The organism is Pseudomonas sp. LB3P25 (assembly GCF_054897985.1).
In genome coordinates this window covers 725,862-746,083 of record NZ_CM142711.1, presented here as the reverse complement: position 1 = coordinate 746,083, position 20,222 = coordinate 725,862, and the positions used below count along the sequence as shown (strand labels likewise).

Below are 20,222 nucleotides of genomic sequence, written 5' to 3'. Positions count from 1 at the left end.
AATCACCGGACGCGTTGCACGCCGGGTGAGCAAAAGGGGTGAGCCAGGCTCACCCCTTTTGTGGGGTCAGGCGATGTCGCCAACCGGGGCGTCGAGGCCCATCGCATGCAGGCGCGAGTAGTAGCCGTTTTGCGCCAACAGTTGAGCGTGGGTGCCGCGCTCGACGATTTCACCATGGTCCATGACCAGGATCAGGTCGGCTTTCTCGATGGTCGACAACCGGTGAGCAATCACCAGCGTGGTGCGACCTTTCATGACCTGATCCAGTGCCGCCTGAATGTGCCGCTCGGACTCGGTATCGAGTGCCGACGTTGCCTCGTCGAGAATCAGCAACGGTGCGTTCTTCAACAAGGCCCGGGCAATCGCCAGGCGCTGACGCTGGCCACCGGACAGCAACACGCCGTTTTCGCCGACCTGGGTGTCCAGGCCTTGCGGCATCTCCGAGATGAAGTCCATCGCGTAAGCATCCGTGGCGGCCTTTTCAATGTCGGCACGCGGTGCGCCGGCCAGGTCACCGTAAGCGATGTTGTTGGCGATGGTGTCGTTGAACAAGGTCACATGCTGGGTCACCTGCGCCACGTGCCGACGCAGATTGCGCAGACGATAGTCTTCGATTTCTACGTCATCGAGCATGATTTCGCCGGTTTCGTGGTGATAGAAACGCGGAATCAGGCTGGCCAGGGTCGACTTGCCACTGCCCGAGCGACCGACCAGGGCGATCATTTGCCCCGGCGCTGCCATGAAGCTGATGTTCTTCAGCACTTCACGCTCGGTCCCCGGATAGGTAAAGCTCAGGTTGCGCACTTCCAGGTGGCCGCTGACGCGATCGCGCTCGACGGTACCCAGGTCAACCTCTGGCTCGACGTCCAGCTGCTCGAAAATGCTCTCGGCACCGGCAACGCCTTTCTGGATCGTCGAGCTGACTTCCGACAGCTGCCGAATCGGTTTAGGTAACAGGCCCGCCGCGGTGATGTAGGCCACCAGGTCACCGGCGGTGGCGTCGCCGCGCAGGAACAGCACCAGGAACATCAGCGCTGCCATGGCGGTGTAAATCACCAATTGCAGCATGGGCGTGTAAACCGCGCCGGTCTTGGTCATGCGCAGTTGCTTGTCAGTGTTGCTCTGACTGGCTTCGGCGAAACGACGCTCTTCGTAGCTCTCACCGCCGAAGCTGCGCACCACACGGTAACCCTGGATGGTCTCGGAAGCCACGTGAGTCACGTCGCCCATCGCCACCTGGATCTTCTTGCTCTGCTTGCGGAATTTTTTGCTGGTGCTGCTCACCATGACCGCGATGATGGGCAGGATCGCCAGCATCACCAGGGTCAGTGTCCAGTTCATCCACAACAGGTAAGCAAACAGGAACACCACGGTCAGGCCTTCACGAATGACCACTTTGATGGCGTCCGTGGCAGCACCGGTGACCATGGTCACGTTGAAGGTGATGCGCGAAATCAGGTGTCCGGAGTTATGGGTGTCGAAATAACGGTTGGGTAATACCAGCAATTTGTTGAATAGCTCAACACGCAAGTCGTGGACCAGCCCCAGAGATACTTTGGCCAGGTAGTAGTTACCCAGGAAAGACCCAAGGCCCTGCCAGGCGGCGATCAGGATGATCAGCAGCGGCACGGCCATCAGCAACTGCAAGTCTTGCAGATAGGGAACAGTCGGGAAGAGCACCGCTTCGGGGTTGCTCAAGCCATCGACGAAATATTTGAGAATCCCCGCGAGCATGGGCTGCGTCGAGGCAAAGATCACGAAGCCGACGATACTCACCAGGAATAAGCCGATATAGGGTTTTACATAACCCAATAGCCGAAAATAGATTTTCAGGCTGGAATCCTGTCCCGCTTTGGGCGGTGCGTCACTCATCGTAGAGCTCACTCGTTAGGAAGAACGCGAAATTTTATCACAAACGTCGGAATTGACCCGCGCCCATACCAACACACTGGCCAGGCCTATGGGTAACCAACTGATGAACCACTCGGCCCTTGGCGTTCCAGTCAGGCTGGCCGCATCGAATTGCATGGCCAGGGATGAAAATACCCATATGCCGATGATGCCTTGACCATATAGCGTTTCCCGGGCTTTCCAGGCCTCACGTAAAACTGCAAGCCATACCGCGCACCACAACAACAGCCCCGGCAGACCCAGTTCGATAGCGATATGAGTGAAGAGGTTATGGGCGTGATCAAAGTACAAACCGTCGGCGAGCACTTTATAGTTGCCGCCAAGGCCCAGACCGCGCCATGGGTGCTCGGCAATCATTTGCAAGCTTGCCTTCAGGATTTGCGGACGATAGGAAACACCGCGGGCCATAACCAAAGGCTCGAAGAGCCAGAAAGCCAGCATCGCCACCGTCAACGCAGATACCGCAACGACGCGACTGCGTCGATCGCGGCACCAGATCGGCATGACGAGTAACGTCAGGAACAACGCCAAGGCAGCACCACGACTCTGGCTAAGCACGACAAACACGCCAAGCAAACCCAGCGCTACGATCCAGGCCGCTTGCATCCAGCGCGCGCGCGGTACCCAATGAACAAGCCACACGGCCGCCAACCCAATAACGTAGCCACCCAGAATCGGGTGAGACAACTCGCCCAAACCTTCAACGCGCGCGTACCAGACGTTGCCATTGACCCCATAAAATTTGACGGTGGCAACCAACGCAGTCAACGCCAGCCCAATACCGCCCCATTGCATGATACGAATGACTCGCTCGGGCCGGGTATTGGCAAAAACCGGAAAAAAAAGCAGGAATACGCCGATGTACAACAAACGCTTGACTTCGCGACTCGGGTCCTCGTCGTTCGTCCAAGAGAGACTAATCAATGACCAGACCAGCAGACCGAGCATCGGCAGGTAGACCCAACGCTGCTCATATAGGAGTTCTCTGATCCGGGCCCGCGCTGGCCAGCTGAACAATATGGCCGGCAGCCAAAGCAGTGCAACCAGCCCTTGCTGATAAAGTTTGTTGGTAGGCGCAAAGGCGATAGCCAGCAGAAACCACAGCAAACCCGTCGTCATCCACACTTGCGCCCAACGTGTTTCTTGCATCAAATTGCTCCTTAGACAGCCCACCCTACCTAACCCGGCATGGTTAAAACCAAAACTTTTCGGCATCATTGCCCGCCACAGTGCCCCGCTATTCCAACAAGGCTTTCTATGATGCAATGCTCCCGGCTTCCGCAAGACGCTTTAAATCAAATGATTGAAGCCGCCAGAGTACTGGAGGCCGACAGCTACGGCCCGAAAGTTTACCTGTTGCAGGATGGGAATATCCTGAAACTGTTTCGTCGCAAGCGTATTTTATCTTCCGCGCTGTTTCGTCCGTACTCGAAACGCTTCATCGACAATGCCGCCGAACTGCACAAGCTTGGCGTACCCACCCTTCAGGTCCTGCAGTTCTATCGGCTGCAAACACCAGGCATGACGGCGGTGCTTTACCAGCCCCTGCCGGGAGAAACCCTGCGTCAGATCGCCAGCAAGGAAGGGTTCAACTGGCAGCAGACACTGCCGGCTCTGGCGGGGCTGATACGTAGCCTTCATATGTCGGGGATCTACTTTCGCTCACTGCACCTGGGCAACATTGTGGTCACGCCGGACAACCGGATGGGCCTGATCGATGTGGCGGATATGCGTTTCTTGCGGGCGCCACTGCCCAAGCATCTGATCAAGCGCAACCTGCAGCATTTCGCCCGCTATATTGCGCGCGAGAACCTGAACGACAGCTTTCCAATGCAGGCACTCGAGCAAGCTGTTCTGCCATCATGAAAGCAACGCACGGGCCGTCTGACTGAAGTTCAGCCAGGCCTGATCAGGGGCCAGCTCCTGATATTGGCCTGCCGCGATTTCTTTCCCTGAGACGCTCGACGCTCGCACAATGACATCGGTCCAGGCACTGACATCCTCTACGGGGGCATACCAACCCGTGTCGGCCAACTGCTCGCGAAACACTGGCAATTCGCTGGAAATGACTGGAACACCCGCCATCACCGCCTCTTGCATAATCAGCCCCAGGCCCTCGTCCAGTGAAGGGATAGCGACCCAGTCGAACGCCCTGTAAAGCCGCGCGGCATCATTCAGATGGCCGGGCAAGGAGACACTCGCGCGCAACCCCAGGTGATCTATGCGTGCTTGCAACGCTTCTCTGGAAGGCCCTTCACCGATAATCACTAATCGCAGATCGGGCCGCTGCTTCAATGCAGAGGCAAAGGCCTCGATCAGACAGGCAAACCCCTTATCTTCCACCAATCGCCCCACAGCCCCGAGCACAGGCGTGTCGTCCAGGGGCAAGTTCAACCGGGCGCGGGCCTCCTCGCGCGGGAGTACCGAGGAGCGAAACGCGACAGGGTCGAACGCACTACGCAGTGTCATGACCGGCATTTGAAGGTCTCGGCTCAGTGAGATCGCCAAGGTGTTCGACACTGCGACCAATGTCAGCTGGGACGTCGATAGCTGGTGGAAGAGGGCTCGATCTGCGGCACGAACTCGCGTGGAACCATGAACAATCACCACCGCGTGGATGTTTGGCAATGTTTTGAGAAGGGGTAAAAGTGTGCGAGCTACTCCCAAGCCATCGAGCAGCAAAAGGTGTGCCCCACTCTGATTCAGGGCGCTCTTGAAAGAGGCCTGCATCCAGGGCTTCATCAGCCGCCAGAAATGCCGCCCTTTCAAACGGGCGGCGGACAGTTTCCATTCCCGGGTTTCGCCAACATTCACTCCAGACCCTGACGCGCTGCCCTGAAGCAACCAGGTCTTGACCGAAGCGGTGGGACCGGCCTGCGACAGTATCTGCTGATGAACCTTGTGAATCGATGCGAACGGCGCACCGCCGGACCACATAACGTTAAGGATGCTCATAAGACAACAAGCCAACGCATGGAACTATGCAGGTACACCGCGGCGCACTTAATGGATAAAACAGCCAATGCAGACTCCCGGCATTAGAGACAATGCAAACTTGATGTGTTCGCGTCGACTGCGCGCCTTGCGCTGATGCTCAATCGACAGCTGTACGTGGAGGCCCAAACCGGCATGCCGAACGACATCTCCTTCCAGCGTCACAGAAACCCTTGTCAAACGCCCAGCTTCAGACGCACTTTTTCCAGCAGACTCAACGGCGCGTGAGGACGCAATGCTGGTTCGAGCTCCTCGACGATACGCTTCCCGACACGCGCAAAGCTGAACTGGTCGACCACCAGTTCGCGACCATTGCGAGCGATACGCTGCGCCAGCTCCGGGTCAGCCCGTAGTCTCGCGAGTTTTTCCTGAAGCTGCGGGATACTTTGATAGAAAACAACGTTGTGCATATCGTGCAAACCTAGCGCGCTGCTTTCAACCGCGCCCTGGTCATAAGCCAGTAACACACAACCACACGCCATGGCCTCGAAATTCTTGATCATGAATTCGCCCATACCGACGTCGGCGCTGACGAAGTAGCGAATACGGTTAAGCGTATCGCAGTATTCCTCACCAGACTTGGTACGCGTCACCACCAGGGGTTCGACGCGTGCCAACTCATCGAGCAGTGCTTTGCGGCCGCTATAGGCGACGCTGTTGGTACTGCCTACAAATGCCAGTTCGATATCTCGCTCACGACCTTGGTCTTGCAGCAGCGACTGGTCGTATCCCTTGGGAACGAACACCGCATCGAAACCTTCCTCGCGCAGGCGATCGGCGACCGTAAAACCTGAGCTGATCACCCGCGCCCAGGGCAGCTTGCGGTAATGGGCGCTGAACTTGCCGGTGTACTTGCACGGGATGTAATTCTGGTACGCATCGTGTTCCAGAATAACCAGATTGGGCAGGGTTTGTATGAACCTCACCTGTCTGATTTCTTTTTTGAAGCGCAGGAAAAAAACAATCCGGTCGTAGCGGGTCACATCGACATGCTTGCGAAAGTATCCACGCAAGTCGTCCTGCTCCGCGCTGGTCAGCTCGCGCGTGTCGCATTCACAGTGTTCGGCGATACCGTCATACAGTCGATCAAGGATCGCTCGCTGCTCTTTCTGCACCAGAAACAGAACTTTCAATTGGTCTCTCTCTTTCCAGACAGCTCTTGGACCCAGAATAATTCGTGGCGTCGCACCGCTTTACGGAAGAACTCGTTTTCGCCGAAAGCCGGCCAGTGTCGGGCCGCCAGACAACGTTGTATCGCTCGGCGAAGTAGACGCTTGAGGGGAAGTCGGGGCTGAAGGTCGTGCATCATGCCCAACGACATAGCCTTGTGCCACTGTTTTTCGGTCGACAGGCAAAGTGCCCAGGGTCGCAACGGCTCATGATTATTGATCTGTGGCGGCAGTGTCACGCCGGTGCCGGCATCACCCATTGGCCAGCGATCGTTGTCATGTAGATGATTGGCGTAATGCAACAAGGTTTCGGGCTGCCAGGCTGTACCGCTCAGTGCCTGCATCACCGCCTGCTGTGAGCATAGATGGTCAGGGTGCGGGTCGAAACGTGGATGTGGCAAAACAATGACCTGGGGCTGGATACGTTCGATCAACTCACTCAGGTCGGCCAAAAGGTTGTTCCAGGACGGTATGCCATCGACGTCACTGCTCAGGGCAAACGGATTGAACCGTCGAAAAAATCGAGTATCGCGAAGCTGTGCCTCATGGGACACCACGGCCTCGGTCGGCGCGCTCTGCATGGCGGGCAATTGCAGGCAGAAATACCCCAACTGAATGCAGCGTTCCTGAGGTACGCCGCCCCACAGCGGCACGCTGAGACTGTCCCAGGCGCGAAGCGAGCCTTTCAACCGAGACGCTTCGACGCCGTTGAGTCCCATCTGCTGATAGTGCCCGGCTTCGATTTCACCGGCGGTCAGGGTCACGATCCAGCTTTGACTGGCGCTGCTGTACAACCCGAATGCGGCCAACTCGGCATCGTCGGCGTGGGGCGCGATCACCATCACCCGCTGACGACTGTAATCCGGATGCTCGAACGCCCAGAGCACCGGCTCACCCAGCAATCGGCAGAAACGCCCGCGCAGACGCAACTCACCTTGCGACAGAACGTGCGCCTGACCACTGAGGTTGAGGTAACGCAGACCGTTCACACCGCGCTCAAAGGTTTGTCGGTCCGGGTTATCCCCCCCCGACAACTCGACCACGGGATCGATAAAGCGTCCCAGCCAGGTGCTTTTAATCCGCAGCGCCAACACCAGGGTGGCGTCGTCGACCAGCATGACGCCGTCGTCCAGGCGCAAACGCTCACCGTCAAGGTGAACCTTGGGCTGCTGGGTGTACGGTGGAAAGCTGTACTGGTAATCGTCTTTGGGCGAATAAAACAAATGGTCGGCAAACCATGCCTCGTGGGCAATCCAGCCCAGTACCGCGAGCACCAGCGGCAGCCACCCGCTCACCAGCACACCCATGGCAATCAATAGCACCAGCGCGATGAGCAGACCGATGCGTTTGTTGCGCCGATGGCGCTTGAGCAATTGCTGTTTGCGGTTCATGGGCTGACTCATACGGTGAACACCGGCACAGGATTGCACCAGCGATCCTTGTATTCACGGTCGGCGCGACCGAAAGAAAAGCGCAAGGGTTTGTCCAACGCCCGGGCATGCTCCCAGGCGCTTTGCGTATTGAGAAAACTCAGCACGCTGCCCGGACTGAATTCGCGGGTTTCGGGATCGACGCCGCCATTGATGTACTCGACGCTGATCCATTGCGGTGTCTCGACACGGTAGACCAGTTGAATCGCTATCGGCGCATCGTTGAGGAAAATCACCGAGCCGATCAGCAAATCACGCAGCAACTCGATGACCTCAGCCATGCGCTCGGCCCCCGTCGCCGGGAAACCCCAGCGACGCTGGAACAGGTCGCAATAGATCGCTGCCAGTTCAGGACTGGAAAACTCGGCGACCGGCCGAACCACTCCACCCGCTTCTTCCAGCAATCGCAATTCACGGCGCTGGTTGTAGCGAAACTTCTTTGACAGTTCTTCGGGAGTGCGGGCCATCGCCAGCTGTTCAGCCTGCAACTTGATGCCGGTAAAGCGGCCTTCATTCAGTGCCGACAGGTAGCGTCCACGATGACGCAGCGGCGCTTGTGCATCGGCTGCGGCCGGCAGGATGAACTCGGCATTACCGAGGTCGAACAAGCCTTTTTTACCGTAGCGCTTGAGCACGTCCTTGGACAAGGCGAGGTCGCGGCCCCAGGTCGGGATCGCGGCTTTGACTTCACCGTTTTGCTCCCAGGCCAGGTAGCGCACAGGAATGTCGGCCAACTGCGCCAGTCGCTCGACCACCATGGGATGAGTGGCGACGCTGCCGCCATAACGTTGCCAGGCCTCGGCATATGTCGAGGCGTCGACTACCGCCCAGCCACGTTCGCGCCAGCCTTGAAATCGGTTGAGCATCAGCCCCTCGGCGCCAGTTCGGTAACGTGCGGCAAACGCCAGAAAGCATCGCGCACCGCGCGGTCGGAGAAGCGCTCACGCAAGCGATCGAGCATCAGCTCGGCACACTGGTGACGTTGCTGCTCGTCCATCGCGGCCAGATGTTGCAGCCCTTGAGCCAAGTGTTCGGCATCGCCCAGCGGGAACAGAATACCGACGCCCTCGACCACTTCTTTCGCCCCGCCACACGCCGTGGCAAGCAACGGCACGCCGGCAGCCATGGCTTCCAGCAGCACCATGCCGAACGGTTCGTGATCGGAACTCAGGGCAAACACATCAAAGGCCCGGAAATAACGCCGAGCCTCAGGCACCTGACCGAGGAACAGCACGCGGTCGCCGATACCCAGCTCACGGGCCAGGGCCTTGAGGTCCTGTTCCAGTCGACCGGTACCGAGCATCACCAGTTGGCTGTTGGCCGGCAAGCCCGGCAACGCCGCGGCAAAACCGTGCAGCAGCGTGGCCTGATCCTTGTCTGGATGCAGCCGCCCAACATTGCCGACAACCCAGCCATCCGCCGCCAGGCCGAGGGTTTCCCGGGCCTCGCGAACCGACACCTGGCTGTCCTGCAAGGCCTGCACATCGATACGGTTATAGAGTGTCTGAATCCGCGCCGCCGGCCACTTCGGCAGGCAATGACGCATGTCGTCGCGCACGGCATCGGAAACCCCGAGCAGGCTCAGGCGCTTGCGGAAAATATTCGCGAAGAGTTTGCGGGTGCCGCGCTTGTAATCGTCAAACGCGTGATGCACGCCAATCACCGGCAACGACGTGCCGAGCAAGGCGATATAAATAGGTTTGAATCGGTGAGCGATGCAAAAACTGAAATTGCGCGAGGCGGCGATCTTGCGCAGATCGCCGATGGCGCCCAGCTTCAGGCCACGAATGGCCTTGGAGCTGTATTCCATGAACAGCACTTCATCGGAAGCGCAGCCCGCAGCAACTTCGGCATCGGCAGCCCCGGTCAGAAACACCGTGGTCACTCGATAACCGGTCCCCGCGAACAGGCTGGCGTACTGCCGGGCGCAGTCCAGAAACGGCCCGTCATAGCCGTGACAGAACTGCAGCACATGGCGTTCAGCCGAGCGTGTCATATGCGTCCGCGCCCTCTTTGACCACCAGGATGTCTTCCATGATCAGATACTGTAGATCGGAACCGAAGAACATGTTCAGGGCGTCCGTCGGCGAGCAGATCATCGGTTCGCCACGACGGTTGAGCGAGGTGTTCAGCGATACGCCGTTACCGGTCAGCACTTCCAGCGCCTTCATCATGTCGTAATAGCGCGGGTTGTATTCGCGCTTGAGCACCTGGGCCCGGGACGTACCGTCTTCATGGACGACTTCCGGCACGCGGGTCTTCCACTCTTCAGCCACTTCAAAGGTGAAGGTCATGAACGGCGCCGGGTGATCGACCTTGATCATCTGTGGTGCAACGGTGTCGAGCATCGACGGGCAGAAAGGCCTCCAGCGCTCGCGGAACTTGATCTGGTGGTTGATGCGGTCAGCCACGCCAGTCGCACTCGGGCAACCGATGATCGAACGACCGCCCAAGGCGCGCGGACCGAATTCCATGCGGCCCTGGAACCAGGCCACCGGGTTGCCGTCGACCATGATCCTGGCGATGTTTTCCGGCATGTTCTCGAGCTTGCGCCATACCGGCTTGCTCGGGTGACGGGCACACGCGGCGAGCACGTCTTCGTTGGTGTACGACGGACCGAGGTAGACGTGTTCCATCTTCTCGACCGGCACACCACGGGCGTGGGACACATAGGCCGCCGCGCCGACCGCGGTGCCGGCATCGCCGGACGCAGGCTGCACGAACAGTTCTTTAACGTCATCGCGGGCGATGATTTTCTGGTTCAGCTTGACGTTCAACGCACAGCCACCGGCGAAGGCCAGTTTGCCGGTTTCCTTGAGCACGTCGCCCAGGTAATGGTCGATCATCTGCAGCGAGATCTTTTCGAACAGCGCTTGCATGCTCGCGGCGTAATGGATGTACGGCTCGTCAGCGATGTCGCCTTCGCGCTTCGGACCCAGCCACTCGATCAGCTTCGGCGAGAAGTAGAAGCCTTTGCCCTTCTCTTTATAACGGCGCAGGCCGATGACGTTGGCGTAGTCGGTGTTGATCACCAGCTCGCCGTTCTCGAACGAAGCCAGACGCGAGAAATCGTATTTGCTGGCATCGCCATACGGCGCCATGCCCATGACCTTGAACTCACCGTCGAGCATCTCGAAACCGAGGAACTCGGTGATCGCGCCGTACAGGCCACCGAGGGAGTCCGGATCGAAGAATTCCTTGATCTTGTGGATCTTGCCGTTTTCGCCGTAACCGAAAAAGGTCGTGGCGTACTCACCCTTGCCGTCGATCCCCAGGATCGCGGTTTTCTCTTTGAAACCGGAGCAGTGATAAGCGCTGGAGGCGTGGGCCAGGTGATGCTCGACCGGTTCGATCTTGATTTTCTTCGGATCGAAACCCAATTGCTCGAGGCACCAGACAATCTTGTTGCGATAGCGCTTGTAGCGACGGTTACCCATCAGGATCGCGTCGAGCGCGCGGTCCGGGGCGTACCAGTAACGCTTGGCGTAATGCCAGCGAGCCTTGCCGAACAGGCTGATCGGCGCGAACGGAATCGCTACCACATCAACGTCGGACGGCTTGATGCCAGCCTGCTCGAGGCAAAACTTCGCCGACTCGTAAGGCATGCGGTTCTTTGCATGTTTATCGCGCACAAAGCGCTCTTCCTCAGCCGCCGCGACCAGCTTGCCGTCGATGTACAAAGCTGCTGAAGGATCATGGCTAAGGGCGCCGGACAGGCCAAGAATCGTCAATGCCACAGGGGTCTAGCCTCTTTAGTCTGCATGCAGGCGCAAGGCGCCTCAAAGATTAATGTGCCCTCGCAAAGGGCGAGTGGCAGCTAAAGGGCGGGATTATAGCTTAAAAGCGACGGCAAGCCTCTAGCGGGAAGTGGCAAGCTGGCGCGTTGACAGATGACGGACCTCGACATAGACTCCTGCGCAAATGGACTGGGGGATCCCGGTCGGCGTTGTGGCCTCGGTGAGTTTCACCGGGGCTTTTCGCTTTCTGAGAGAGGGAAAATTTTTAACCCCCAATTCTCGAAACCCTCTCCCACATTGTTACGCCCACCACTGCAGTAGAACTTGCGCTTGAGCACGTCAAAGGCACGATTTTCTTGCCCCGACCGCAAAACGCTCATACCAATGGGTCTTGCAACAAGATCCGCTAGCTGTAACCCCGTGGAATTCACTTGTTTGGTTGCAAAGACGATGTCGAACGGCAGTTGTATGCCCAATCTGTTCGCGCCATCGCACATACGACGAAACTCCAGTTCAAGCTCATTATCCTCCCGCTTCCCTCGACGCTCGAAAATCACATGAGTTAAAACGCTCTGTTGATTCTTTTCCTGCAAATACTCATAAAGCGTTTCAAGGCAGAATCCGAGCGCGACGTGATAAGGATTGTGGACAGGACCTTGCTTTTCGCGAAGAGCGGCTTTGTCGATAACGCAGCTGATCAGGACGAAATTGCTGGCTTCAATGATTCCCGTCAACTCATCGAGAAAGGCATGTTTGTGTTGCCTTGATGTGAAAAGACTGGAGAACGCTCCCTTTTCTTTTCGAATTTCCAATTCATGCAGACCGATCAGGTCATGACCCATATGATTAAATTTGAACTTCTGAAGGGCAGGAATAACCTTTTCGCAATAATGCCTTTTATGAAACACGCAAAATGCCAGCACAAACATTGGGTAGTTTGGATCTAATGTTTGCATCCCATGATCGCCGCTCTCATCCACATAGATTATGAAATCGCTGTACCTCCCGGACGGAGGTAAAAGCTTTTCCGCCTCAACATTAGTTTCAGCTTCGCTTTCGTTTTCAAAAAGAAAAAACTGTTGAGAGGGCAAAATCGGGGTCGACACGAGCTATTCACCTTTTGTTCTTCGAGCCAAGTGCGTTAGGTGTAGCACTGACACGCTGGAATACAAAAGAGTTACCCGCGGCCTGCTCGCCAATAAATGCTGATATTGCCGTCTGCCGCTTGGCGATAAATCGTATAGGGCAATGAAACCGTGTCAAAGACACCCGAAAGGGTCAAATCCAGCAGAACGAACGGCACAAGAAAACCCGTGGGATCCGGCGGCGCATTCAACACACAGAAATCGTAAGCCAGGCCACTGTAAATACGGGGAATGGATTGACAGTAAGTCTTTTGCTTTCTAAGGCTACGAGCCGCGTCTTCGTCATCCTGCAGCACCGTGACAGCGGTCCCGCAACCCGATAAAGCCAGTGAGAACGTGCTCAACAACACCGTCATTTTTATCGTCAAAATCTGCCCTCCGTGAACGTCAGGCAAACTAGCATCGCGGTTATTCAGGGCACAGTTCATGGGCTCTGTAGATCATGTAGGACATTTCATAAGAACCTGTCCCTTAATCTCGGGTGGCTGTTCTGACCCTATCGCGAGCAGGCTCGCTCCCACAGTGGTTCTCCGTTGCGACACAGATCCCCTGTGGGAGCGAGCCTGCTCGCGATGGGATTCAGGCAGCGCTAGAGATATCTTTGGGAAGACGCTGATCAATGACCCGATAAAGCGCACTGCTCTCAGGCCAGTTACGCATGAACCTTGCCCGATCCCGCGCATAGGCCGGGGCGAAGCTGTTGAGCGAGCTGTGCTGACACATCGAATCCAGATCAATCAGCGCCCAGCGATCGTGCTGCCAGAACAGGTTATGCCCCTTGAAATCCCCGTGACTGATCCGCTCGCCAATCAGCTCGGCAAACAAATGATCCAGCGCCAGCAACTCGGCTTCCGGTGCCTCACCGCTTTCAACGTAAGGCGCAAAGCGCTCGATGATGTCCGGCCCCGGAAAATACTCGGTCACCAGATAAGCCCGACTGCGCAACCAGAGAAAACGCTTCTCCAGCAACGCCAACGGCTTGGGCGTGGCGATGCCGAGAAACGCCAGGCGATTGCCTTCACGCCAGGAGTGCCAGGCACGGCTCGGACGCCAGAAGCGTTTGAGCCAGTGGGCAAAACCTTTGATGTTATAGCGCTTGATCACCAGCGTACGACCGGCCACCTCGACCTTGCCGACGCTCGCCGCGCCGCCGGTCTTGTACAGATGGCCTTGATCGAGCAACGCATCGGCCTGCGCCAGCACCGGCAGCATCGCCGTTTCTTCCTCGCGGTGAATCGCCCGCAAGCCAAACGCTCCGCGCTGGACACTGAACAGCGTGCATTCGCGGCCGACCTTGATCAGGAAGTCTTTGAGGCGCCAGCTGCGCACCTTGCTGACCTGCTTCTGCAACGCTTCCATGGGCAAGGCATGCTCGCCGTTGCTTAGCAGGTAATACACCAGCAACTCTTCGGTATAGGGTTCCAGCGACTTGGGCAACTGGGCGAAAAACACCCCGAGGTTTTCCAGGACTTTCTGCCGCGAGAGCGGCTGGCCCGGCGTCTCCGTGCGGATTCCGGCTCCGTCGATCAAATACAGCCGACCACCCTGGCGCAGCAGGTTGTCCAGGTGCAGGTCTTCCTGCCACAGGCCCTTGCGGTGCAATTGACCGATCGCACCCAGCGCATCGGCCAATACCGCCGATTGTTCATCCGCCAGCATCGGCAAGTGCTCGACCCGTTTCCAGGCATCCCCAAGGCTTTCAGCGCCTTCAAGGAAATCGAATAGCAGCCAACCGCCCTCGCCGTCCTTCAGGCCATCAGCCAGCAACAACGGCGTGGTCAACCCCTGAGCCGCCAGTAACCGCACGCCGTCCAGCTCACGCTGGAAATGCCGCGCCGCTTTGCTGCCGACCAACAGCTTGGCCAGCACCGGCCGCCCACGCCAGACGCCCGCACCGACATAACGCTGCCCCGGCAACACCCGCAACAGACTCAGCAACTGCAACTCGGCAGGGCCGGCGGCATCGGCCAGTGGAATGTTCAGCGGCAGGCTCGGGCTGCGGCCAGCGTTTTTCAGCTCGGACAAACGCATCAGCGCGCCTCCTTATGACTGCGCCGCGCGGTCAGTCGCACAAGCCAGCTGTCGATCAACGAGCTGTCCCGGGATTGATCCAGATAGGCGGCCAGCAGCTCGCGCAACTGCGCATCGTTCCACTCAGGCGCCCGACGCAGCAACGGCTCCAGGTCTTTGGCCCGATCACGCCGACCAAACAGCAACGGCCGGGTCTTTTCCAGGTCGATCAGCTGGGCCAGGTAACCGTCGCCGGTGGCCTGGAGAAAAATGTGCTTGGGGTAGAAGCAACCGTGAACCTGACGCGCGCCGTGCAGGCGCCGGGCCAATTGCCCACAGGCCTTCAGAATGGCCGAATGCTGCACCGAACTCAGGTCCGACCAGCGCTGCAACAGCGAATCCAGGTCATCCCAGCCGTCCAGGGCACGGGTCAGCAGAATCGCCCGAATCTCGCCGTCGACTTTGCGCTCACCGAAGAATGCCGCTTTCAATGCGGGAATACCGAACTTTTCATAGCGACTGATATTGCGAAATTCACGGGCAAAGCTTGGCTCACCAAAGGGCGCATGCAAGGTGCGCATCTGGTAGTTGCTTTGGCGTTTGAGGTAGTAGCCATGACCTTCCAGATCCAGCCGAAACACGCTGCTCCAGCCACCGCGAGCGGTGTTGGGCTCGTCCACAGCGTCGAGCTGCTTGACCCAGAGTGCGTCGAAGGTGCCGAGGCCGTGACGCTCAAGCAGCGCACGGTCTTCAGCCGCCAGGAAATCAGTCATTCGCGCCCCTCGAAAAATCTCACCACGTGCCGGATCCGTTTTTTGTCGGCGGCATTCAGCCGATCACGCTGGCGGTATTGCAGGTAAAAGCGCAGGCGCTGGGTAGCCGACAAGTGATACTTGGCGACCTTGTCCAGACAGGCCAGGTCCTTGGTGATCCGGTATTTGAGCCAAAAGCCGCGCCAGAAATCACCATTGGGGCAGTCGATCAAAAACAGTCGAGGCTCATCGTCGATCAGCAGGTTGCGCCACTTCAAATCGTTATGGGTAAAACGATGGTCGTGCATGGTCCGGGTATAACCCGCCAGCTGCCGGCTGACGTTGTCGACCCAGGCGCGGTCCGCCAGTTTAGGATCATGCCGCTCGGCCAGGGCCGACAAGTCTTCGGTATGCGGCAGCTCACGGGTGATCATCGCCCCGCGATCGTACGCCGCACCGCGACGTTCCAGGCCCCAGGCCACCACTTCGGCGGTAGGAATGCCCCACTTGGCGAAGCGCTTGAGGTTCTGCCACTCGGCTTTCACCCGAGGCTTGCCCAGGTAACGGCGCAGACCTTTGCCGGCACCCACGTAGCGTTTGACGTAATAGTTGACGCCATTGCGCTGGACGCGAATGACCTCGGACAACAGGTCGCGCGTCAGGCGTTCGCCTTGAAGCGCAAACACAGCCTCAAGACTGCCGAAATCTTCCGCCAGATCGCTGTACTTAGGCTCCAGTTTCCAACCCGCCATCAGAGCGCATCCCCGTATCGCTGTTTACGGTCGTAGAGTTTGTTGGCCTTGCCTTCGAGCCAGGCGAGCAACCCGGCTTCTTCACCCAGAATCTGGCGCAGGGGCTGCTGGAAATAACCCTTGAGAAAACGCAATTTGTCGCGACGGGTCAAGCCAATGTCCAGTGCCGAAAAATACAGCGCCGCCAGATCCTTGTTGCGCCAGCGTTGGGTAATCGTCGGACGGGTCTGGGCGCGGTGCAGGTCGATCACCGAGAGCCTGAAATCGTCGGCCGTCACCGGCTTGTCGGTGTGCAGCAGAAAGTGGCAGATGTAGCAGTCGCGATGGTTGACCCCGGCGCGGTGCATCATGCCGGTCATGCGCGCGACTTCGGCGATCAGCGCGCGCTTGAGTTTTGGCTCTGGCGGGTGCTTGACCCAGTCGATGCTGAAATCTTCAAGGCTGACAGTGGGCGCCAGCTCTTCGGTGACGATGAACGAATGCTGGTCCGCCGGGTTGCTGCCCTTCTCGCCGTAAGCCACGGCGGTCATGGTCGGCACGCCGACCTCTTGCAGGCGCTGAATGGCCTTCCACTCCTGGCCAGCACCGAGTACCGGCAGCTTGGCGGTGAGCAGGTTCTTGAAGATCTCGCCCCAGCCAATGCCACGGTGGATCTTCACGAAAAAGCCATTGCCATCGACTTCGGTACGCAGGGTCCGGCGCGCTTCAAGTTCACGGTATACCTCGCCCTGGAGGCTCTCGACTTCGGCGAACGGGTCGCGTCCGGCCCAGAGGCTCTTGAACGGTTCAGCCAGCATCAACTTCATTAAGCGTGCTCCGCCAGAATCACATCGGCCGCGTGCTGCGGCATGCTGTAGAGGTCGGCCGTCTCGGCGAAAGCCAGACCGTTGCGGCTCCAGGCCGCCCGTGCTTGAGCGTCGTTCAACATACCGGTCAGGTACTGAGTCAGTTGCGCCTGATCGAAAGGTTCGTCCAGCACCAGACCGGCGTCGGCCTCGGCGATGTAATGGGCGTAACCACACACCGCGCTCACCAGCACCGGCAACCCGGCCACCAGGGCTTCGAGCAACACGGTCCCGGTGTTTTCGTTGTACGCCGGGTGAATCAACAAATCGGCGCCGAGCAGAAAACGCGGAATGTCGCTGCGGCCCTTGAGGAACGTCACGTTATCGCCAAGCCCCAATGTGGCGCTCTGCATCTGGAATAATTTGGGGTCGTCCTGGCCAATTACAAACAGCCGGGTGCGTTTCTTCAGATCGGCGGGCAATGCGGCCAGCGCCTTGAGGCTGCGATCCACGCCCTTGGTCTTGAACCCGGAGCCGATTTGCACCAGCAGCAGATCATCGTCTTTCAGGTTGAATTCGCGACGGAAGTCGGCACGAATCTCGGCAGCATTGGCCGGCGCGCGACGGTCCTGAGAGATGCCCGGCGGCAGCAAGTGGAAGCGTTCCAGCGGCGTGTCGTAATGTTTGATGAACAGCGGCTGCTGGACTTCGGAAATCATCAGCACTTCGGTCTTGGCATCTTTGGCGAACACGGCGCGCTCGTACTCGGCGAAGTGCCGGTAGCGGCCCCAACGGCGGTACAGCGAGTTACGCAGGTTTTGCGCCTTGTCTTCGAAGCAGCCGTCGGCGGCGTAGTAGACGTCCAGACCCGGCATTTTGTTGAAGCCGATCAAACGGTCCACCGGCCGCTTGGCCAGATCCGCTTCCATCCATTCGCTGAGTTTCTCGTTGCGTCGATGATTGAAGAACGCTTTGACCGGCGCCACCAACACTTCGAAGCCCGGCGGAATGTCGCCTTCCCAGATCAGCGTGTAGACCCGAATCTGATGGCCGCGTTGCTGACATTCCAGGGCGATGCGCATGAAATCGCGCTGCAAGCCCCCGAATGGAAAGTACTTGTACAAGACGAATGCCAATTGCATCAGCGCAGCTCCTCAGCCAGTAACAACGTGCTCAGTCGGGTCGCGACACGCTCGGGATTCAGACGCGTGAAGCACAGGGGCCACTCGCGCTTAAGGTCAAACTGACGGGCATCTTGGGCCGTCGGTTGATACGTACATTTCTTTTGCAGACACGGCGCGCAAGGGAAGTCGCTGGCCATGTGAATCTGCGACTTGCCATAGGCGCCAGTCAGGCCTGGGTTGGTCGGGCCGAACAGCGACAGCGTCGGCACGTCCAGCGCAGCGGCGAGGTGACCGAGACCGGTGTCCACCGCCACGCAGGCTTGCGCACCGGCCAGTACTTTGCCGACGCCGGCCAGGTTCAGCTTGGGCAGCACTTCGACGTGCCTCATGTCTTTGGCGATGCGTTCAGCCCGGGCTTTCTCGATCGGATTACCCCACGGCAGCTTCACCGCGACACCGAGATAACCCACCCGCTCGGCCAGTTCGCGCCAGTAGGCTTCAGGCCAGTGTTTGGTGTCCCACGTGGTGCCGTGCAGGAACACCACGTAAGGATTCTTGCGCGGCAATTCCACCAGTCGCTCGACGTTCAGGCCGTAATCGCCCAAGCCTTTGGGCAGGTCGTAGCCCAGGGCCACGGCAAATAGCTGACGCACTCGCTCCACCGCGTGTTGCCCACGGGCCACGGCCAGACGCCGGGAATAGAAGCGTGCGGCAATCGGCTCACGGGCCGAGTTTTTATCCAGCCCGGCCACCGGGGCTTTGGCATATCGGGTCAGCAACGCACTTTTCAGCAGGCCTTGGGCATCGATCACCAAATCGTATTTGTTGGCGCGAATGCTTTGCTTGAAGCGCTTCCACTCGCCACTCTTGATGGTCTGCCAGATGTTTTTGCGCCAGCGACGGATCGCCACCGGAATCACCTTGTCCACGGCCGGGTGCCAGGTCGGGATTTCGGCGAAGCCTTCTTCCACCACCCAGTCGAACTGGATGCCGGGGATCGCCCGTGCCGCGTCGGTCAGCGCCGGCAACGCGTGAATCACGTCGCCCAGCGAAGAAGTCTTGATCAGCAGAACCCGCAAACTATTTGACCTCGACCACAGTGCCTTGCAAACGCTGCAAGGCTTCGTTCACCGCTTGCGGCATAAGCTGGCGCAGGCAGTTGTAATGACCGAAGCGGCACGTGCGGTCGAAGCAGGGACTGCATTCGATGCCCAGGCGCACGATCTCGACGTGTTCGGCCAGTGGCGGCGTGAACCCCGGCGACGTCGAGCCGTAGACCGCCACCAACGGGCGATTCAGCGCAGCGGCGACGTGCATCAGGCCGGAGTCATTGGACACCACCGCGTCGGCGCAGGACATCAGGTCGATGGCTTCGGCCAGGGAGGTGCCGCCACTGAGGTTCACCGACTCTTCACGCAGACCGGGAATCAGCCGCGAACGGATGTCCTCGCCGACGGCGTGATCGTTTTTCGAACCGAACAGCCAGACTTGCCAGCCTTCGCGGATCTTCGCTTCGGCCACCTTGGCATAGTGCTCGGACGGCCAGCGTTTGGACTCGCCGAATTCGGCACCGGGGCACAGCGCTAACACCGGGCGGTCGAGGGCCAGGCCGAACTTGGCCATTGCCGCCTCGCGCGTGACCGGGTCGATCTGCAGGCTCGGCCGTGGATAAGGTGTCGGCAGCTCGGCACCCGGCTCGTAAGCCAGGGCCATGAAGCGCTCGATCATTAGCGGATAACGTTCTTTATCCAGCGTGCGCACGTCATTGAGCAGGCCGTAGCGAAATTCGCCACGCCAGCCGGTGCGTTTCGGGATGCCGGCGAAGAACGGTACCAGCGCCGACTTCAAGGAATTGGGCAGCAGGATCGCCTGGTCGTACTGGTCGGCCAGGGATTTGCCGATGCGCCGACGCGTCGCCAGCTCCAAAACACCGTGACCGAGCGGAAAGCTCAAGGCCTGGCGTACTTCGGGCATGCGCTCAAGAATCGGCCGGCTCCACTCGGGGGCCAGCACGTCGATTTCGCATTGCGGGTGGCGCTGCTTGAGACACTGAAACAGTGTCTGCGCCATCACCATGTCACCGACCCAACTGGGCCCAACGATCAGAATTTTCATGTGGTTTCCATAAACGAGCCGGGGAGGCATACGCCTCCCCGCCTCGAGAATTCTACAAAACACTGCAGATCTACTGTGGGGGCGAGCCTGCTCGCGAAAGCGGCGTGACAGTCAGCATACATGCCGGATGTGACGGCCTCATCGCGAGCAGGCTCGCTCCCACATTGGGTATTGGTGCATATCCAGTGCGGTGCAGCTTAGTTGCTTCAATCTGCAAAACACCGCAGATCTACTGTGGGAGCGAGCCTGCTCGCGAAGGGGCCGTTACTTCCAACATTGATGTTGGCTGACACTCCGC

The 20,222-nt window shown here is 58.7% G+C and carries 18 protein-coding genes; 1 reads left to right on the top strand and 17 read right to left on the bottom strand.

The genetic code is table 11. The features are described from left to right. Nucleotides 1-66 precede the first annotated feature (66 nt). A complete protein-coding gene (gene msbA / locus ACYZTW_RS03295; RefSeq protein WP_462003718.1) occupies nucleotides 67-1,872 on the bottom strand; it encodes a lipid A export permease/ATP-binding protein MsbA in 1,806 nt (601 codons plus the stop codon). Between the two features lie 15 nt (nucleotides 1,873-1,887). After that, nucleotides 1,888-3,060 carry an O-antigen ligase family protein gene (locus tag ACYZTW_RS03290; RefSeq protein ID WP_462003717.1) on the bottom strand — a complete coding sequence of 391 codons (1,173 nt, stop codon included), beginning with the start codon at nucleotides 3,058-3,060 and terminating at the stop codon, nucleotides 1,888-1,890. A 150-nt stretch (nucleotides 3,061-3,210) separates the two neighbouring features. Here ACYZTW_RS03290 and ACYZTW_RS03285 point away from each other — a divergent pair, with 150 nt between their 5' ends. After that, nucleotides 3,211-3,777, top strand: a complete 567-nt coding sequence (locus tag ACYZTW_RS03285) for a BUD32 family EKC/KEOPS complex subunit (protein WP_462003716.1) — start codon at nucleotides 3,211-3,213, stop codon at nucleotides 3,775-3,777. Here the strand turns inward: ACYZTW_RS03285 and ACYZTW_RS03280 are convergent. From ACYZTW_RS03280 to waaF, 15 genes are all read right to left on the bottom strand, one after another. Then, nucleotides 3,772-4,866 (bottom strand): glycosyltransferase, encoded by a 1,095-nt coding sequence (locus ACYZTW_RS03280; RefSeq protein ID WP_462003715.1) that lies wholly within the window; start codon nucleotides 4,864-4,866, stop codon nucleotides 3,772-3,774. The two genes, ACYZTW_RS03285 and ACYZTW_RS03280, sit on opposite strands and share 6 nt — an antisense overlap. Nucleotides 4,867-5,081: 215 nt before the next feature. Further along, nucleotides 5,082-6,038, bottom strand: coding sequence for a glycosyltransferase (locus ACYZTW_RS03275; RefSeq protein WP_462003714.1), 957 nt, complete (start codon nucleotides 6,036-6,038; stop codon nucleotides 5,082-5,084). Continuing rightward, on the bottom strand, nucleotides 6,035-7,465 hold the full coding sequence (locus ACYZTW_RS03270) for a PIG-L deacetylase family protein (RefSeq protein ID WP_462003713.1): 1,431 nt from the start codon (nucleotides 7,463-7,465) through the stop codon (nucleotides 6,035-6,037). Before ACYZTW_RS03270 ends, ACYZTW_RS03275 begins: the two co-directional genes overlap by 4 nt. An 8-nt stretch (nucleotides 7,466-7,473) precedes the next feature. Next, on the bottom strand, nucleotides 7,474-8,370 hold the full coding sequence (locus tag ACYZTW_RS03265; protein WP_462003712.1) for an antimicrobial resistance protein Mig-14: 897 nt from the start codon (nucleotides 8,368-8,370) through the stop codon (nucleotides 7,474-7,476). Beyond that, a complete protein-coding gene (locus ACYZTW_RS03260) occupies nucleotides 8,370-9,500 on the bottom strand; it encodes a glycosyltransferase (RefSeq protein ID WP_462003711.1) in 1,131 nt (376 codons plus the stop codon). The genes ACYZTW_RS03265 and ACYZTW_RS03260 overlap by 1 nt, the downstream gene beginning before the upstream one ends. Further along, the gene (locus tag ACYZTW_RS03255) at nucleotides 9,484-11,241 is read right to left on the bottom strand and encodes a carbamoyltransferase family protein (RefSeq protein ID WP_462003710.1); all 1,758 of its coding nucleotides are present in this window, start codon (nucleotides 11,239-11,241) and stop codon (nucleotides 9,484-9,486) included. Before ACYZTW_RS03255 ends, ACYZTW_RS03260 begins: the two co-directional genes overlap by 17 nt. A 227-nt stretch (nucleotides 11,242-11,468) precedes the next feature. Then, entirely contained in the window at nucleotides 11,469-12,347 is an 879-nt protein-coding gene (locus tag ACYZTW_RS03250; RefSeq protein WP_134100077.1) for a DUF3800 domain-containing protein, read from the bottom strand. A 71-nt stretch (nucleotides 12,348-12,418) separates the two neighbouring features. Beyond that, nucleotides 12,419-12,754: a YceK/YidQ family lipoprotein gene (locus tag ACYZTW_RS03245; protein WP_462005696.1), complete on the bottom strand. Its 336-nt coding sequence runs from the start codon at nucleotides 12,752-12,754 to the stop codon at nucleotides 12,419-12,421. A 211-nt stretch (nucleotides 12,755-12,965) separates the two neighbouring features. Further along, nucleotides 12,966-14,417 carry a lipopolysaccharide kinase InaA family protein gene (locus tag ACYZTW_RS03240; RefSeq protein WP_462003709.1) on the bottom strand — a complete coding sequence of 484 codons (1,452 nt, stop codon included), beginning with the start codon at nucleotides 14,415-14,417 and terminating at the stop codon, nucleotides 12,966-12,968. Continuing rightward, a complete protein-coding gene (locus ACYZTW_RS03235) occupies nucleotides 14,417-15,169 on the bottom strand; it encodes a lipopolysaccharide kinase InaA family protein (RefSeq protein WP_462003708.1) in 753 nt (250 codons plus the stop codon). The genes ACYZTW_RS03240 and ACYZTW_RS03235 overlap by 1 nt, the downstream gene beginning before the upstream one ends. After that, nucleotides 15,166-15,900, bottom strand: a complete 735-nt coding sequence (locus tag ACYZTW_RS03230) for a lipopolysaccharide kinase InaA family protein (protein WP_462003707.1) — start codon at nucleotides 15,898-15,900, stop codon at nucleotides 15,166-15,168. Before ACYZTW_RS03230 ends, ACYZTW_RS03235 begins: the two co-directional genes overlap by 4 nt. After that, nucleotides 15,900-16,706, bottom strand: coding sequence for a lipopolysaccharide core heptose(I) kinase RfaP (rfaP, locus tag ACYZTW_RS03225; RefSeq protein WP_462003706.1), 807 nt, complete (start codon nucleotides 16,704-16,706; stop codon nucleotides 15,900-15,902). Before rfaP ends, ACYZTW_RS03230 begins: the two co-directional genes overlap by 1 nt. Beyond that, a complete protein-coding gene (locus tag ACYZTW_RS03220) occupies nucleotides 16,706-17,827 on the bottom strand; it encodes a glycosyltransferase family 4 protein (RefSeq protein ID WP_462003705.1) in 1,122 nt (373 codons plus the stop codon). Before ACYZTW_RS03220 ends, rfaP begins: the two co-directional genes overlap by 1 nt. Further along, nucleotides 17,827-18,888 carry a lipopolysaccharide heptosyltransferase RfaC gene (gene rfaC, locus ACYZTW_RS03215; RefSeq protein WP_462003704.1) on the bottom strand — a complete coding sequence of 354 codons (1,062 nt, stop codon included), beginning with the start codon at nucleotides 18,886-18,888 and terminating at the stop codon, nucleotides 17,827-17,829. The genes ACYZTW_RS03220 and rfaC overlap by 1 nt, the downstream gene beginning before the upstream one ends. Nucleotide 18,889: 1 nt before the next feature. Next, a complete protein-coding gene (gene waaF, locus ACYZTW_RS03210) occupies nucleotides 18,890-19,924 on the bottom strand; it encodes a lipopolysaccharide heptosyltransferase II (protein ID WP_462003703.1) in 1,035 nt (344 codons plus the stop codon). Between the last annotated feature and the right edge of the window lie 298 nt (nucleotides 19,925-20,222).